The organism is Tessaracoccus sp. ZS01 (genome assembly GCF_022342445.1).
Taxonomy (GTDB): Bacteria; Actinomycetota; Actinomycetes; order Propionibacteriales; family Propionibacteriaceae; genus Arachnia.
In genome coordinates this window covers 99,223-113,687 of record NZ_PQFE01000003.1, presented here as the reverse complement: position 1 = coordinate 113,687, position 14,465 = coordinate 99,223, and the positions used below count along the sequence as shown (strand labels likewise).

Annotated in this window: 14 protein-coding genes, 3 tRNA genes and 1 pseudogene; 12 read left to right on the top strand and 6 right to left on the bottom strand. The window is 65.8% G+C overall.

Annotated elements, in window-relative coordinates; genetic code table 11:
- Window positions 1–81: 81 nt before the first annotated feature.
- Entirely contained in the window at window positions 82–885 is an 804-nt protein-coding gene (locus tag C3E87_RS05760; protein WP_076060471.1) for a hypothetical protein, read from the bottom strand.
- Window positions 886–1,237: 352 nt separating this feature from the next.
- Between C3E87_RS05760 and C3E87_RS14860 the strand changes: the two are divergent.
- Both C3E87_RS14860 and C3E87_RS05750 read left to right on the top strand, forming a co-directional pair.
- Window positions 1,238–1,633: pseudogene (locus C3E87_RS14860) on the top strand (transposase); the annotation flags it as partial.
- A 158-nt stretch (window positions 1,634–1,791) separates the two neighbouring features.
- Window positions 1,792–2,382: a transposase gene (locus C3E87_RS05750; RefSeq protein WP_198928216.1), complete on the top strand. Its 591-nt coding sequence runs from the start codon at window positions 1,792–1,794 to the stop codon at window positions 2,380–2,382.
- 55 nt (window positions 2,383–2,437) lie between these two features.
- Here the strand turns inward: C3E87_RS05750 and C3E87_RS05745 are convergent, their stop codons facing one another.
- Window positions 2,438–3,178, bottom strand: coding sequence for a hypothetical protein (locus C3E87_RS05745; RefSeq protein ID WP_143570911.1), 741 nt, complete (start codon window positions 3,176–3,178; stop codon window positions 2,438–2,440).
- Window positions 3,179–3,669: 491 nt separating this feature from the next.
- Between C3E87_RS05745 and C3E87_RS14855 the strand changes: the two genes are divergently transcribed.
- Window positions 3,670–4,905, top strand: a complete 1,236-nt coding sequence (locus tag C3E87_RS14855; RefSeq protein WP_143570910.1) for an SIR2 family protein — start codon at window positions 3,670–3,672, stop codon at window positions 4,903–4,905.
- 436 nt (window positions 4,906–5,341) lie between these two features.
- Here C3E87_RS14855 and C3E87_RS05735 read toward each other — a convergent pair.
- Window positions 5,342–5,414, bottom strand: a tRNA-Arg gene (locus tag C3E87_RS05735).
- Between the two features lie 60 nt (window positions 5,415–5,474).
- Between C3E87_RS05735 and orn the strand changes: the two genes are divergently transcribed.
- From orn to C3E87_RS05720, 3 genes are all read left to right on the top strand, one after another.
- Window positions 5,475–6,146: an oligoribonuclease gene (orn, locus tag C3E87_RS05730; RefSeq protein WP_076060465.1), complete on the top strand. Its 672-nt coding sequence runs from the start codon at window positions 5,475–5,477 to the stop codon at window positions 6,144–6,146.
- Between the two features lie 64 nt (window positions 6,147–6,210).
- Window positions 6,211–6,283, top strand: a tRNA-His gene (locus tag C3E87_RS05725).
- A gap of 64 nt (window positions 6,284–6,347) precedes the next feature.
- Entirely contained in the window at window positions 6,348–6,872 is a 525-nt protein-coding gene (locus C3E87_RS05720) for an SRPBCC domain-containing protein (protein ID WP_076060463.1), read from the top strand.
- Window positions 6,873–6,881: 9 nt separating this feature from the next.
- Here the strand turns inward: C3E87_RS05720 and C3E87_RS05715 are convergent, their stop codons facing one another.
- A complete protein-coding gene (locus C3E87_RS05715; RefSeq protein ID WP_076060460.1) occupies window positions 6,882–7,310 on the bottom strand; it encodes a DUF1801 domain-containing protein in 429 nt (142 codons plus the stop codon).
- Between the two features lie 40 nt (window positions 7,311–7,350).
- Window positions 7,351–7,977, bottom strand: a complete 627-nt coding sequence (locus C3E87_RS14850) for a trimeric intracellular cation channel family protein (protein ID WP_076060458.1) — start codon at window positions 7,975–7,977, stop codon at window positions 7,351–7,353.
- A 35-nt stretch (window positions 7,978–8,012) separates the two neighbouring features.
- Here C3E87_RS14850 and nadE point away from each other — a divergent pair, with 35 nt between their 5' ends.
- From nadE to treS, 4 genes are read left to right on the top strand one after another with little or no spacing between them, the layout of a single operon-like run.
- On the top strand, window positions 8,013–8,837 hold the full coding sequence (gene nadE / locus C3E87_RS05705) for an ammonia-dependent NAD(+) synthetase (protein WP_076060455.1): 825 nt from the start codon (window positions 8,013–8,015) through the stop codon (window positions 8,835–8,837).
- Entirely contained in the window at window positions 8,834–9,403 is a 570-nt protein-coding gene (locus C3E87_RS05700; protein WP_076060453.1) for a cysteine hydrolase family protein, read from the top strand. The genes nadE and C3E87_RS05700 overlap by 4 nt, the downstream gene beginning before the upstream one ends.
- 7 nt (window positions 9,404–9,410) lie before the next feature.
- Window positions 9,411–10,409: a DNA topoisomerase IB gene (locus C3E87_RS05695; protein ID WP_076060450.1), complete on the top strand. Its 999-nt coding sequence runs from the start codon at window positions 9,411–9,413 to the stop codon at window positions 10,407–10,409.
- A 17-nt stretch (window positions 10,410–10,426) separates the two neighbouring features.
- Window positions 10,427–12,199 carry a maltose alpha-D-glucosyltransferase gene (gene treS, locus C3E87_RS05690; protein ID WP_076060638.1) on the top strand — a complete coding sequence of 591 codons (1,773 nt, stop codon included), beginning with the start codon at window positions 10,427–10,429 and terminating at the stop codon, window positions 12,197–12,199.
- Here the strand turns inward: treS and C3E87_RS05685 are convergent.
- On the bottom strand, window positions 12,174–13,613 hold the full coding sequence (locus C3E87_RS05685; RefSeq protein ID WP_076060448.1) for an NAD(P)/FAD-dependent oxidoreductase: 1,440 nt from the start codon (window positions 13,611–13,613) through the stop codon (window positions 12,174–12,176). The genes treS and C3E87_RS05685 overlap by 26 nt on opposite strands.
- An 80-nt stretch (window positions 13,614–13,693) precedes the next feature.
- On the opposite strand from C3E87_RS05685, the gene C3E87_RS05680 reads away from it, so the two are divergent.
- Window positions 13,694–14,026, top strand: a complete 333-nt coding sequence (locus C3E87_RS05680; protein WP_076060445.1) for a thioredoxin family protein — start codon at window positions 13,694–13,696, stop codon at window positions 14,024–14,026.
- 81 nt (window positions 14,027–14,107) lie between these two features.
- Window positions 14,108–14,183, top strand: a tRNA-Lys gene (locus C3E87_RS05675).
- The last annotated feature ends 282 nt before the right edge of the window (window positions 14,184–14,465 follow it).

Sequence of the window (14,465 nt, the reverse complement as noted above, 5' to 3'; positions counted from 1 at the left end):
ACAGAATCCACGCCGATGGCAGTGTCTACTAGCCCACGTCAGAGCAGCTCACGTCGCATGGCCAGCGCGCGTAGGTCAGCCTTAGGCGGCGGGGCGCCATTCTTCGCTCTCCGTGTCCCCGTACGGCCACCACAGCGCCTCAAAGGCACTGTCGGCGTCGCTCGCTGCACCGGTCTCGGAGTCGAAGCCACCGGTATAGGCCGCCACCCATCCGGTCACTTCCTTCTCCAGGATGTCATTAACGACATAGTCATCGCCGTGCTGCTTGACGAACGCTTCGTAGGTGGAGATCGACTCCGCCAAGGCAATCTCCTTGTCCGTGACTATCTGGGCGATGAACTTATCGCTCCCGGCTTTGTGAGCGAGGTCTTGGATGATCGCTTTGGCTTGATCCCTATGGCCAGCAGCCGAGCCCTCAATCGCCGGCGTGTAGATCCAGTATTGGTCTAGCGCGGCTGGCCCTACTGCTGAGTCAACGACAACCACCTCGTAGTCTGGGCCCTCGTAGGTGTAGGTGTCCTCCGTCGTCTCCGCGGTCTGCTGTGACGGCGTACCCACGGAAGCCGTGACTACGGACGGCGTTCCCACGGCTGCCACAGTTGCCGCTGGCGCCGGTTCCTCTGCGCGATCATTCGGGTCCGCGCCCGGATTCATGATGCCAAGAGTGGCGATGCCAACCACCCCGACGGCGGCGAGTCCGCTCAGGAGGAGACACGGCGTCTTCGGCTTGACTCGACGAAACTCCAACTGCGTCCGCAACATCGGCAGTTCATCACGGGAGACGAACTGCCAGCCTAAATCTTCCCACTTCTTGATCGAGCGAGCTTCCAGTCCGCGCACTACGGTGACCATCTTCGTCACATACTCGTTGTCAACTTCAGCCATTGGTCCCCCAGTCATTAACGCTTCGCACAGCCTACGGGATGGCTGCTCCGGGGGTCTCGGACCTCTGATCTATGGCTACTAGTTTCATGGACTCTAGATCGGGCGTTGGCCGATGCTCGGTTCAGGTGTTCCGGGGTGGTCGCTCCCGTCGCGGCTATTCGCTCGAACAGGTGGGGTGTGACTCTCTCATGGCGTGCGCTGCCCCGGGGTGCCGACCGGGGCGGGAGAGGCTGAAGAAGGGAATGCTCTGCCAGTAGTAGCGGTGCCCTCCCGAGACCCCCTCACGTAGTAGGGAGAACTCGAGGAGACCGTCGTGAAACAGCAACAGCATTTACCTGCCGTGGTGATCGGCATGGACCCGCACAAACGCAGCGTCACGATCGAGGTGATGACCGCCGACGAGACCATCGTCGGGCACGCCCGCTTCGGCACCGACCGAGCCGGCTACCAGGAGCTACTGGCCTACGCGCGGCGTTGGCCGGAGAAGGTCTGGGCGATCGAGGGCTGTGAGGGCATCGGCCGCCCCGTCGCGCAACGGCTGATCGCCGATGGTGAGCAGGTGGTGGATGTACCGGCGAAGTTGTCGGCGCGGATGCGGATGTTCGCTACAGGACAGGGATGCAAGACTGACGACACCGACGCTCACTCGATCGCCCTGGCTGGCGTCCGAATCAGTGGTTTGCATCCGGTGATCGCCAATGACCAACTCGAACTCTTGCGGCTGCTGGTCAACCGGAGACGCCGCATCGGCGAGGAGCACACCACCAAGATATGCCAGCTACATCAGCTGCTGTTGGAGCTGATCCCGGCGGGGCGAAGCGGGACCTGTCCGCCGCCCAGGCCCGCAAACTGCTGGCAGGCGTTCGTCCGCGGGACGTGGCCGGGAAGACCCGCAAACGAGTCGCGATGGAACTCGTCGTCGATCTCGAGCGGATCTACCAACGCAAGAAGCAGGCCAACAAAGAGTTGGTCGAGGTCCTCAAAGAGACCGACACGGGGCTGCTCGGCCTACATGGCATCAGCCCCACCGGCGCCGCCAGGCTGCTGGTCGAAGTCGGCAACATCACCCGCTTCCCCGACCGGGGCCACTTCGCGTCCTGGACCGGCACCGCCCCGATCGACGTCTCCTCCGGAGACCGACAGCACCACCGACTCTCCCGCGGCGGGAACCGGCAGATCAACCGAGTCCTGCACACCATGGCCACCGTCCAACTCCGCAACCCGACCGAGGGCCGCGCCTACTACGACCGCAAACGCGCCGCGGGAAAGAGTCCGAACGAGGCCATGCGCTGCCTCAAACGGCGGCTCTCCGACATCGTCTACCGCGCCATGCTCAACGACTACGTCACGACCCAAGCGACAGGCCCGGGAGGACACCGGGGAGCGACACTGAAATCCAGCGCGGCCGGCTCACATCCCCACACCAGAACTTCGGAAAAGTTACTTCCCGGACCCATCAGCACCAAGCCTAGAACACCGGTCCAGAGAGCCTCTTGACACAGAAGGGAGCCATGAGCGCGCTTCCGTGTGTGTGGTGATCGGGAACGAACGATCAGAGGGTGCACGGGGCCCATTTCTGGCCATCCCAGATGTTTCCGTCTGCCAGATCGCCTCCGACGAAGAAGAAGGGAGAGCCTTGGTCGTCGACCTCGACGTACTGACGTTTGCCATCGACGAGTACGGGCAGGCGGGCGTGCCAGGAATACAGGCAGGGGCTCGAAGACTGAACACGAAGCAGGATCTGCTCCACCCCATTGCGTTCCAGCGAGAAGGACAGCGGGTCGTGCCGAACCGAGCCTCCCCCATCCTCCAGCTCCACAACCGGATTCTGGTGGCCGAAGCTGTCGAGATCCACGGTGTAAGCCCGAGGAGCAATGTCTGCCCCTCCGACGGGTCGAACAACCTTGAGGCACGACTGCAGCGGTTCAGAGGTGACTGTTACAACTGGCATCTCGACCACCACGGCGACGGGCGCCGTACCCACCAAGGTAAGCCGCACGACACTCTCCCAAAGGTCATAACCGCCATGACTGAACGCCCAACGACGCCAGTCCCGCGGACCCGCCGGCGGCGGCTCATCAGGCAAACCTGTGGGAAAGCAGAACTGAAATGAAACCCAGTCCGGCGTACCAGCCCAGATCACTGCAGGATCGGTCTCGACGTGGACTGCTAGACCGCGGTCCCGCGCAGTCTTGCGTCCAACGCGGCCGACTAAGCGATTCAGAGGCTCGATGAACGTCGCAGCAGGCCCTGCCAGCAGTCCCACCGCAAAACTCGCAACCTCACCCCACATGGCATCACTCTAGGACTATGGACGAAGGCCAAAGCGGCAACCTAGAGACAGTCTGGATCCTCGGGCTCGTGGCCGATAACCAGGCAGTGCCGCCCGCGCTGCGGCAGAAGCCGACGTTTCAGGGTTGGCGTACCTCACGACCCGAGTCCGACAAGGCGGCCACAAGACGCCAGCGGGAGGAACTCAACAAAGCGTTCACCACGCTGGAAATGGCCTTGGACCCGCCCAGAAGATGGAAACTCGAACGCCGATGGCCCTAGCCCTCACGTCTCGAGCCCCACCCGGCATGACGTGACACGAGAAAGCGGGGACCCTAATGGGGCTCAGTTCGCAGTGCACGCGGGTGCGTCCACGCCTCACATGCAGCGAGGTCCTCCGGGCGCGTCTGGATGGCACATGCACGACCGTCCCCGCTCCAATGCGACCCACCTTCGCCAGGCAGGCTCGCCCATCTGCTGCCAAGCTCTTGAGCCTGGACTAGGCTCCCTAGCGTGGGATCCGAAACAGTACTGCTCTTGGGGGCCGGAGCATCTTTCGAGGCCGGCCTTCCTCTTTCAACGGCCATGACCCGCGAGATGCTTCTGGCGATTGAGGGCAAAGAACATGAATGCATCCCGCTACCTCGAGATGCGATAGATACACAGCAGTTGACGAGGGCTCTACGGGGAACCATTGGCCGCGTGCAAGCGTACCGCTCTTCTAGAGGTGGAGATCCATATTCAAACATCGACGTAGAAGAGCTCTTTAGCGCGATCGAGATGCTTGCTCGTCGATCGGAACTCACTCTTGCCCCCTTCGTCAGGGAATGGGAACCAGGGTTTGAGGTAATTCCACGTATGGGAATGCCGGATCATTACTCAGATGTGGCCTTCGAACTGCAAGAAGTGCTCACTTCGGGCGACCCGATCGCCTTTGTGAGGGCAGTCGAAGGCGTTGCCAGTAAGCAGCGCGAACAGGCGATCTACTCAGAGCTACGTCTTGCCATGCTGGAATCCCTCGAGAAATTGCTGACTCCCCGCGAATGGCCTCAGTTCGCCTACCTGGCGCCTGCTGTGGCGAAGGTTGACCGCATAGCGACGCTCAACTATGACTTGGGGATAGAATGGGTGGCCAACGATTTGGGTCGAGGATGCGATGACGGCGTCGGACGTTGGCAGGGCGGGCTGCGGTGGCCGGACAACAACAGCGACATCCAATTGCTCAAGCTGCATGGGTCAATCAACTGGGCGCAGGTGCACCAAGACGGCGTAACGGACCCAACTGAACTCACTCGCTTCGAGTCGCTCCCCATCAATAAGCGCCGCGATGACAGTTGGGTCAGCAGGTACTATCCAGCAGACGCAGGCGTTATCTTCGGCTCACAGGGTAAGCTCAGGCCTGATGGCCCTTTCCTCGCCATGCTTGTTGCGTTTTCTCGGTGGTTGGAGAGCGCCGACAGGTTGATCGTCTGCGGATATTCGTTTCGAGATGAGCACGTCAATGTGATTCTGCGAGACTGGTTGGAGGGAGCCGCGGGGCGTGTCCTCGAAATAATCGATCCGAGCTTCCCTGAATGGGGTTCGATCACCAATTGGGACAGAGTGCCGGGCTTTGTCTACGCGACCCTTGCCTACAATAACTTCAGTGAGGGCTGCCCTCCGTATCCCTGGGGGTGGGGGCTGCAGAAACCCAAGATCCGTCATCATCGCCTTCCAGCATCGGAGGGGCTCGCGGCTCTCTTGACCTGAAAGTGCAACCCCGCCGGAGTAACCGCGATTCGTCATGTTCCGGCACCCAGCGCATAGGAGGGACGCCGACGACCCCGCCATCGAGTCTCACGACATTGGCAGTTCGTGTCATCCGCTACTCGGCAATTGCGGATGTTCTCAACCCGGCATCGTCGCAAGACTGCGTCCTGGGCATGAGAAGAACCAGTTGGTCCCTCGTCGGGCGGTGGTGGGTCTGGATGTCGCCCGAACCTGCGTCAATGAGTTCGGACTTCACTCTGAACGGGCAGGACACCAAGTTCGGCTGAATCATGCCGCACCGATTCGCCGCACGAGGACCTCGGAGTTCACTCGCAAACTTACGACAGGTTCACTGCGCTCCCTCTGGCCGCCATTCCCGCCTGTCGCCCCCGCTCCGCAGCCCAAGCCGCTGTCGCTCTCGCGGCGAGATGTAAAGCGCCCCAGGCAGGAATCGAACCTGCGCACTACAGATTAGAAGGCTGTTGCTCTATCCGCTGAGCTACTGGGGCTTCGGCCAAACAGTGTAGCCCGTTGGCGTGCAGGTGGCCCGGAGTCATAGGTTGGTGCCCATGAGCGAAAAACTGGTGTGGATCGACTGCGAGATGACGGGTCTCGACCTCGGGGCCGACGCGTTGATCGAGGTCGCCGCCCTCGTGACCGACGGCGACCTCAACGTCCTGGGCGACGGCGTCGACGTGCTCATCAAGCCTTCCGACGAGCAACTCACCGCCATGGGCGACTTCGTCCGCGAGATGCACACCAAGTCCGGCCTCCTCGACGAACTCAGCACCGGCACCACCATGGAAGACGCCATGACCCAGGTGCTCGACTACGTCCGCACCCACGTGCCCATCGCCCGCAAGGCGCCCCTCGCCGGCAACACGATCGGCACCGACCGCGCCTTCCTCGCCCGCGACATGCCGGAGCTCGAGCAGTGGGTGCACTACCGCAACGTTGATGTGTCCTCCATCAAGGAACTGGCCCGCCGCTGGTACCCCCGGGTGCAGTATCTGGCCCCCGTGAAGTCCGGCAACCACCGCGCCCTGGCCGACATCCAGGAGTCCATCGAGGAGCTGCGCTACTACCGCGACGCGCTCTTCGTCCCCCGCCCGGGCCCCACGTCGTCACAGTTGCGTGAGATCGCCGCCCGCCACCGCGGGGCGCTCACCGGCGCCAACGGATCCACGGCCGTCTCTCCCCCCGTGGAGACGCCCGTTGAGGCCCCCGTCGACGAGGTCTGACGCTCGATTCGCGCAGGCCATTCCCATCCGCTACGATTAGTGGCTGCCGGATCAACCGGCGATGGTGGGTATAGCTCAGCTGGTAGAGCACCTGGTTGTGGTCCAGGAAGTCGCGGGTTCAAGTCCCGTTACTCACCCCGAAGAGAATCGGCCCCGGCTTATGCTGGGGCCGATTGCTTTGTCGCCGAGTTGAGGAAGATCATGGCTCCGAACTGCCCATATGGCACGCTCGAATCGGTCGACGGGCGCCCCGCGCTGCGCTTCGAAATCGAGCTCCCCTACCCAGTCGAGCGGGTCTGGCAGGCGGTCAGCAACCCCGCTGAGCTCCAGGAGTTCTTGCCCGGCGCCGCCCCTTGGGGGCCGGAAACCGGCGAGAGCATCGACCTCGGCGGGATGACCCTCACCGTCGACGAGGCCAGCGTGCCGTCGCGCCTGGCATGGACGTTCGCCGGCCAGCCCCAGAGTTTCGACCTCGAACCTACGGAGACCGGCACCCGCCTGACCTTCACCCACACCATCGACGACCTCCCGGCCGCGCAAACCGCCACCGGCTGGCACACCTACCTGTCGCGGCTGGAGCCGCACCTCGCCGGCCAACCCATGTCCGAGGAGGAGGCCCACAAGCACTGGCGCGCCATCCACGAGGGGTACGCCGAGCGGTTCGGCGCAGATCCGGATCCCGGCAGACGGTGGGCCGACCAGTACCTCCCCGCGTCGGCGGACTGACCTCAGCGCCTACATCCGTTCGCCGGGCAACTTGCTCGCCTGCTCGATCCAGGACCTCAGCTGGGCTTCGTCCAGGTCGTCGTCCTCATGGATGTCCAGGTAACGCACCTCCGCATGCTTAGATTCCTTCGGCGGCATGGGCTCCAGTGAGGTGCCCTTCAGGAACTGCACCTGGACGTACCTGGTGTAGCAACGAAACGACAGGAACCAGCCGTCCCCCTCGTTCCCGTAGTGCGGCTGGTTCCACTTCACGGCCCTGCGGACGTCCGGAACCGCCTTGACGATCAGCTCGTCCAGGCGTTGCCCGATGGGCTGCTTCCAGCCGGGCATCGCGGCGATGTAGTCGCGCACCGGGCCGGGACCTTCGCCCTTCGGGATCTGCGGGTTGCCGCCAGAGAGCAGCTTCGGGCGGCCCTGGGTATTTCCACTGTCCTCCATGCCCCATCCTCACCCGGCCTGCGACAAATCTCCAGCCCTTTCAGCGCGCCTCGCCCTTTTGGGGCAGCGTCCACCGGTAGCGGTGCGCCAAGAGCCCCAGCACGGTGCACGTCAGGATCGACGCCGCCATGCCCAGGTTCGGGTACCCCAGCTGCGTGAGGATCAGGCTCTCCGCTGCCCCGATCACCGCCACGGAGGCGTAGAGCGTGTTACCGCCGAACACCACCGGGATGCGCCCCGTAACGACGTCGCGGATCATCCCCCCGCCCACGGCAGTCAGCACGCCCAGCAGGATGGCGGGCAGCGGGTCGAGCCCGAAGCCCAACGCCTTGATGGTGCCGGTGGCGCTCCAACAGCCCAGCGCGAGCATGTCCAGCGAGGTCAGCAGCCGGCTCATCCATCGGCCCTTGAACGTCACCAGGTAGGCGACCCCCGCGGCGCTGACTGCGCCCACGAGGTACAGCGGGTCGATGAAGGCGACGGGACGGGTGGTCAGCAGCACATCGCGGAGCATGCCCCCTCCCAGGCCGGTGAGGATGGCGAGGAACAGGAAGCCGATGATGTCGAACCGCAACCTGCGCGCCACAAGGGCCCCGAGTAGCCCGTTGGCGACCACACCCGCCACGTCAACGACCCGGAAAAGCACCGAGGGATCGAACGCATCCACGGGCCAATGGTGCCACCATCCAGCACAATGGGGTGATGCGTGAACTTCAGCAGACCATCATCGACGAGTTCGGTGTGCGGCCCGAGATCGATCCTGCGCAGGAGATCGAGCGGCGCATCCAGTTCCTCGTTGACTACCTCGCCGCCTCCCACACCCGTGGCTACGTGCTCGGCATCTCAGGCGGCATCGACTCCACGCTCGCCGGGAGGATCGCGCAACTCGCCGCGGAGCGGGTGCGCGCGCAGGGCGGCGACGCCACCTTCTACGCCATGCGGCTGCCCTACAACGTGCAGCACGACGAGGCCGACGCGCAGGCCGCGATGGACTTCGTGGGCGCGGACCGCGACCTCACCTTCAACGTCGGCCGCGCCGTCGACGGCTTCGAGGACGAGTACGCCACGGCCGTCAGCGAGGAGATCACCGACTTCAACAAGGGCAACGTCAAGGCCCGCATCCGCATGGTGGCGCAGTACGCCGTGGCAGGCGACAACAACGCGCTCGTGCTGGGCACGGACCACGGCGCGGAATCCGTCATGGGCTTCTTCACGAAGTTCGGCGACGGCGGCGCGGACATCCTGCCGCTGTTCGGCCTCAACAAGCGCCAGAACCGTCAGCTCCTGAAACACCTGGGTGCGCCTGAACAGCTGTGGGGCAAGGTGCCCACCGCAGATCTCCTCGACGACAAGGTGGGCCAGCCGGACGAGGTGGAGCTCGGCGTCCCCTACGACGACATCGACGACTACCTCGAGGGCCGCGAGGTCCCTGCGGCCTCCGCGGAGCGGATCGAGCAGACCTGGCTGCGCAGCCGGCACAAGCGGACGGTGCCGGTGACGATCTTCGACACCTGGTGGCGGGGATGAGCGGCGACGCCGGACTGGCGCTGGTGGTCATCGACCTCCAGAAGTCCTACTTCGAACTGCCCGGCCTCGCCGGCAAGGAGGAACTCCTCCTGCCGCCCACCAACGAGCTGATCGCCTCGGCCCGCGCCAACGGCCGCCCGGTGATCCTGGTGCGGACCCAGCACGAGCCCGACAAGTCCACCTGGACCCTCAACATGCTGGAGGACGACCAGGGCTTCGCCTTTCCCGGCAGCGAACAGGCGGAATTCCTGGACGGCCTCGACACCACCGACTGCGTCGAGATCGTCAAGACCCGCGACAACGCCTTCTTCGGCACCAACCTGAAGGAACAACTCGACTTCCTCGGCATCGACCGCCTGCTGATCTGCGGGGTGTCCACCCACAGCTGCGTGGCCCAGACCGCCATCGGCGCCTTCGCGCACAACTTCCGCGCCTACGTCGCCGGTGACGCCATCGCGTCGGACCATCGTCCGCTCGCCGAAGCCCTACTCGACTTCCTCCGCGAGGAGATGCGCCAGCCGGTGCTCACCCAGCGCGAGAGCCTCGACCTCCTCGCTGGGTCCTGAGGTCCTCATGGTCAGGCTCCGTCGGGTCAGCCCCCGCATGATGGGCTTCACGCGCCGCAAGCGCGGCAGTGGCTTCAGCTACACAGACGCAGACGGCAACCCGCTGCCCAAGGACGAGGTGGAGCGCGTCAAGGCGCTGGCCATCCCGCCCGCCTGGACCGACGTGTGGATCTGTCCCCACCCCAACGGCCACCTGCAGGCCCTGGGCACCGACGACGCGGGCCGCCGCCAGTACCTCTACCACCCGGACTGGCGGTTGAAGCGCGACCGCTCCAAGTTCGAGCGCATCACCGCCGCGGCCGAGATGCTGCCCTCGGCCCGCCGTCGGATCTCGGCGGACCTGACTCTCGAGGACTCGTCGCTGGAGTGCGTCTGCGCCACGGCCGTGCGGCTGCTCGACATCGGGTACTTCCGCATCGGCAACGACGCCTACACCGACGCCCACGGCTCGTTCGGGCTCACCACCTTGGAGAAGCAGCACGTCCGCCGACGGGGCGACGACCTGGTGTTCTCGTTCACGGGGAAGTCCGGGATCGCGCACACCATCGCCGTCGACGACCAGCCGGCCATCACGGTGCTGGAGAAGCTGCGCAAGCGCACCGACGACTCCAAGCGGCTGCTGGCGTACCGGCAGGACGGCCGGTGGCGCGACCTCAGCAGCGCCGATGTCAACGGGTACCTCTCCGACCTCTTCGGGGGCGCGCTCACCGCGAAGGACTTCCGCACCTGGCACGCCACGGTGATCGCCGCGGAGTCGCTGGCGCTGACCGAGGAGCCCGGCACTTCGAAGGCGTCGCGTCAACGCGCGATCAGGCAGGCGGTTCAGGAAGTGGCCAGCTACCTGGGCAACACGCCGACGGTGGCGCGCTCGTCGTACATCGACCCGCGGGTGCTCGACGCCTACGAATCCGGCGACACCATCGCCGAGGCCGCCCGGAAGAAGTACAGCTCGGCCAACGCGCGCCAGACGGGCCTGGAGAAGGCCCTCCTTGCGTTGTTGGAGTGATGGGCAAGGATGAAACCATGACTGACGCTCCGGGGATCATCCCCCAGCCGACGGTGGGCAACCCCTCGCCCGCGACCACCACGTGGACGGCCGCCGGCCCCGCTGTGCCGAAGCCTGACGGCCCGCCGCCCGCCCAGTCCCTCAACGACGACCCCTGCTGGTACATGAACGCCGTCTTCTACGAAGTGTGGGTGCGCTCGTTCTCCGACAGCACCGGCACCGGCGCAGGCGACCTCAACGGCCTCATCAGCAAGCTCGACTACCTCCAGTGGCTCGGCGTCGACTGCATCTGGATCCCGCCCTTCTTCCCCTCCCCGCAGCGCGACGGCGGCTACGACGTGCACTTCTTCACCTCGGTGCAGGTGGAGATGGGCACCAAGGAGGGCATGAAGAACCTGCTGGCCGAGGCGCATGCCCGGGGCATCCGCGTGGTCAGCGACTTCGTCCTCAACCACACGTCGTCAGACCACCCGTGGTTCCAGGAGTCGCGGAAGAACCCCGACGGGCCCTACGGCGACTACTACGTCTGGCGCGACGACGACCGCGGCTATCCCGACGCCCGGATCATCTTCCTGGACAGCGAGAAGTCCAACTGGGAGTTCGACCCGGTGCGCAAGCAGTTCTACTGGCACCGGTTCTACCGGCACCAGCCGGACCTCAACTACGACAACCCGAAGGTGCTCGAGGAGATCCTCGACGCGCTGCGCCACTGGCTGGACCTCGGTGTCGACGGCTTCCGCCTCGACGCCGTCCCCTACCTCGTCGAGGAGGAGGGTACCAACTGCGAGAATCTGCCAGGAACGCACGAGATCCTGCGCAGGATCCGCGCGATGGTTGACGAGGAGTACCCCGGCCGGATGCTGCTCGCCGAGGCGAACCAGTGGCCCCACGACACCGTCGAGTACTTCGGCGAAGGCGACGAGTTCCACATGGCCTTCCACTTTCCGCTCATGCCCAGGCTGTTCAAGGCCCTGAAGCAGGGTTCGCGGTTGCCGATCGCCGAGATCCTGTCCGACACCCCCGCCTTGCCGGAGGGTTGCCAGTGGGCCACGTTCCTGCGCAACCACGACGAAATGACGCTCGAGATGGTCACCGAGGAGGACCGCAAATACCTGTGGAACGAGTACGCCCCGGTGCCGCGGATGCGGCTCAACCTGGGCATCCGCCGTCGGCTCGCGCCGCTGCTGGACAACGACGAGCGCCAGATCCGGTTGATGCATGCGCTGTTACTGGGGCTGCCGGGGTCGCCGGTGTTGTACTACGGCGACGAGATCGGCATGGGCGACCACATCTGGCTGCCGGACCGCGACGCCGTGCGCACCCCCATGCAGTGGACCCGCGAGATGCCGGGCGCCGGGTTCTCCGACGCCAACCCGTACCTCTTCGACAAGCCCATCCCCGCCACTCCCCCGTACGGGCCGGAGCAGGTCAATGTCGCCGATCAGCAGGCCAACCCCCAGTCGCTGTTGAACTGGCTGCGCCACACCTTGGCCCAGCGTCGCAAGTACGAACTGTTCGGCGTCGGCAGCTTCCGTGAGCTTGACGGGCCTGAAGAGGTGTTCTCGTTCGAGCGCCGGCAGGGCACCAATCTGGTGCTGTGTGTCAACAACCTCACCGCGTGGCCGCAGATGGTGGAGGTGGAACTGCCGGGCCTGGACGGCCGCACCCCCGCAGTCCTGTCGGGCACCGTGCCGGAAGCTCCGCAGGTGATCGGCGACCAGTACCGGATCGAGCTGCCGCCCTACGGCTACGCCTGGCTGCTGTTCAAGGATGTGCCGGCGGATTCCTGAAGTCGGCGCCAGCCGCCTCCAGCAGACGCAGCCACACCTCGCTGATCGTCGGATAGGCCGGCACGGCGTGCCACAGTCGCCGCAGCGGCACCTCCCCCACGACGGCGATCGTCGCCGCGTGCAACAACTCGGCCACGTCTGCGCCGACGAATGTCGCGCCCACCACGGTGGAGCGATCCTCGTCGATGACCAGGCAGGCCCGGCCGTCGTAGCCGTCGGCGTGCAGGCTCGCCCCGGCGACGTCGCCCAGCGCGTACTCGACGGCGCGCACCCTGATCCCCGCATCCCGCGCCTCGGCTGCTGTGAGACCGACGGAGGCGACCTGCGGGTCGCTGAACACCACCTGGGGCACCGCCCGGTGGTCGGCGGTGGCGACGTGCCTGCCCCAGTCGTCGTCGTCGACGGGGTGGCCGGCCGCGCGGGCGGCGATGACGTCACCGGCGGCCCGGGCCTGGTACTTGCCCTGGTGGGTCAGCAGGACGCGCCCGTTGACGTCGCCGACCGCGTACAGCCACCCGTGTCCCCCGACGCGCATGGTGTCGTCGACGGCGAGGTACTCGCCCGGCTCGAGGCCCACCGCCTCCAGCCCGAGGTCGCCGGTGCGGGGCCGCCTGCCCGTCGCCACCAGCACTTCGGCGGCGACGATGCGGCCGTGGTGGCCGGTCGCGACGGTCACCTCGCCGCCCGACCTGGTCACGCTGCTGACCCGTGCGTCGGTCAGGACCTGAACCCCACGCTCCCGCAGCCGGCCCTCCACCGCCTCTCCCGCGAACGGCTCCATGGAGCCGAGCAGCCCGCTTCTGGCGATGAGGCTGACGTCGGCACCGAGGTCGGCGAAGGCCGAAGCCAACTCGCAGGCCACCACCCCGCCGCCGATGACCACCAGGCTCTCGGGCACCCGCTCGGCGCTGGTGGCGTCCTTGCTCGTCCACGGCCGCGCGTCACGCAGCCCCGGGATGTCGGGGACCAGGGGCTCTGTGCCCGTGCAAACCGCGACGGCGTGCCGGGCGCGCAGTACGCGGCGCCCCTCGTCGGTGTCGACGGTAACCTCGCGCTCGCCGGTCAGACGCCCCGCGCCGCGCACCAGCGTCGCGCCGATGCCTTGGACCCACTCCACCTGGCCGGTGTCGTCCCAGTGCGAGGTGAATGAATCCCTCCGCTCCAGCACGGCCCCCACGTCGAGGGAGCCTGTCACCGCCGTCGACGCACCTGCGACCGCCCTCACTGCCCGGAGCGCCTCACCGGGCCGGATGAGGGCCTTGGAGGGCATGCAGGCCCAGTAGGAGCAGTCCCCGCCGACGAGGTCACTCTCCACCACGGCGACGCTGAGACCGCCCGCGACGGCGCGGTCCGCGACGTTCTCGCCCGTCGAGCCGGCGCCGATGACGATGAGGTCGAAGTCAGTTGTCTCCATGGGCACCATCCTGCGCCGGATGGTGGGGCAATGTGGCCGATCTCCGGCCTCTGCCCGGGGAGGTCGCCTAGCCTGGGGACATGACGCTCGGCTACCAGGATGAACAGCCCACACGGGACGAGATCGATGCCACGCGCGGCCTCGTCGCGTTGGAGTTCGGCCAGAACTGGTGCGGGTTCTGCGCCCGGTCCGCCCCGGCCCTCGACGAGGCCTTGGGCAACAGGCCGGACGTCGAGCGTATCAAGGTCGCCGATGGAAAGGGCCTCCCGTTGGGCCGGTCGTTCAAGGTGAAGTTGTGGCCCACGATGATCCTGTTGCGCGACGGGCAGGAGGTCGCCCGGGTGGTGCGGCCGGACTCGCCGCGGGAGATCGACGAGGCGCTGGACCGCGCACTGCCGAACATCATCGAATAGGCTTCTGACAAGGGGTTTCGTGCAACACGAGGGTCCGATTGGACAAGCCGAACGGCGAGGGTCTAGAGTTATTCCTCGCGCGCACCACTAGCTCAACTGGCAGAGCAGCTGACTCTTAATCAGCGGGTTCAGGGTTCGAGTCCCTGGTGGTGTACCAAGCCAAAGGCCCCGACTTCGGTCGGGGCTTTGTGGTTCCCAGGGACCCCTGCCCACTCGACAGCGACTGCCTCCCGACCCTCCCGAGCACCGCTCCCGGACCCACGCCCAGTCCTAGCCCAGTCTTGCGGCTATCCGCTCAAATACTCATGGACTCTTTTGTTGCGCACCACTACTAATGACCCCTGGGTTGGTTAGCATCGATCCGTGACCGGTCACTGCCGTGGCTGATCACCGCCGACGGCGCCGCGAGGAGGCGGCGAGGCCTCGGCGAAGTGCGTAT

Coding starts and splice junctions, on each gene's coding strand:
- C3E87_RS05760 (WP_076060471.1), bottom strand. CDS start 885: ATGGCTGAAGTTGACAACGAGTATGTGACGAAGATGGTCACCGTAGTG.
- C3E87_RS05750 (WP_198928216.1), top strand. CDS start 1,792: ATGGAACTCGTCGTCGATCTCGAGCGGATCTACCAACGCAAGAAGCAG.
- C3E87_RS05715 (WP_076060460.1), bottom strand. CDS start 7,310: ATGGAGGACAGTGGAAATACCCAGGGCCGCCCGAAGCTGCTCTCTGGC.
- C3E87_RS05745 (WP_143570911.1), bottom strand. CDS start 3,178: ATGTGGGGTGAGGTTGCGAGTTTTGCGGTGGGACTGCTGGCAGGGCCT.
- C3E87_RS05720 (WP_076060463.1), top strand. CDS start 6,348: ATGGCTCCGAACTGCCCATATGGCACGCTCGAATCGGTCGACGGGCGC.
- nadE (WP_076060455.1), top strand. CDS start 8,013: ATGCGTGAACTTCAGCAGACCATCATCGACGAGTTCGGTGTGCGGCCC.
- orn (WP_076060465.1), top strand. CDS start 5,475: ATGAGCGAAAAACTGGTGTGGATCGACTGCGAGATGACGGGTCTCGAC.
- C3E87_RS05680 (WP_076060445.1), top strand. CDS start 13,694: ATGACGCTCGGCTACCAGGATGAACAGCCCACACGGGACGAGATCGAT.
- C3E87_RS05700 (WP_076060453.1), top strand. CDS start 8,834: ATGAGCGGCGACGCCGGACTGGCGCTGGTGGTCATCGACCTCCAGAAG.
- C3E87_RS05685 (WP_076060448.1), bottom strand. CDS start 13,613: ATGGAGACAACTGACTTCGACCTCATCGTCATCGGCGCCGGCTCGACG.
- C3E87_RS05695 (WP_076060450.1), top strand. CDS start 9,411: ATGGTCAGGCTCCGTCGGGTCAGCCCCCGCATGATGGGCTTCACGCGC.
- treS (WP_076060638.1), top strand. CDS start 10,427: ATGACTGACGCTCCGGGGATCATCCCCCAGCCGACGGTGGGCAACCCC.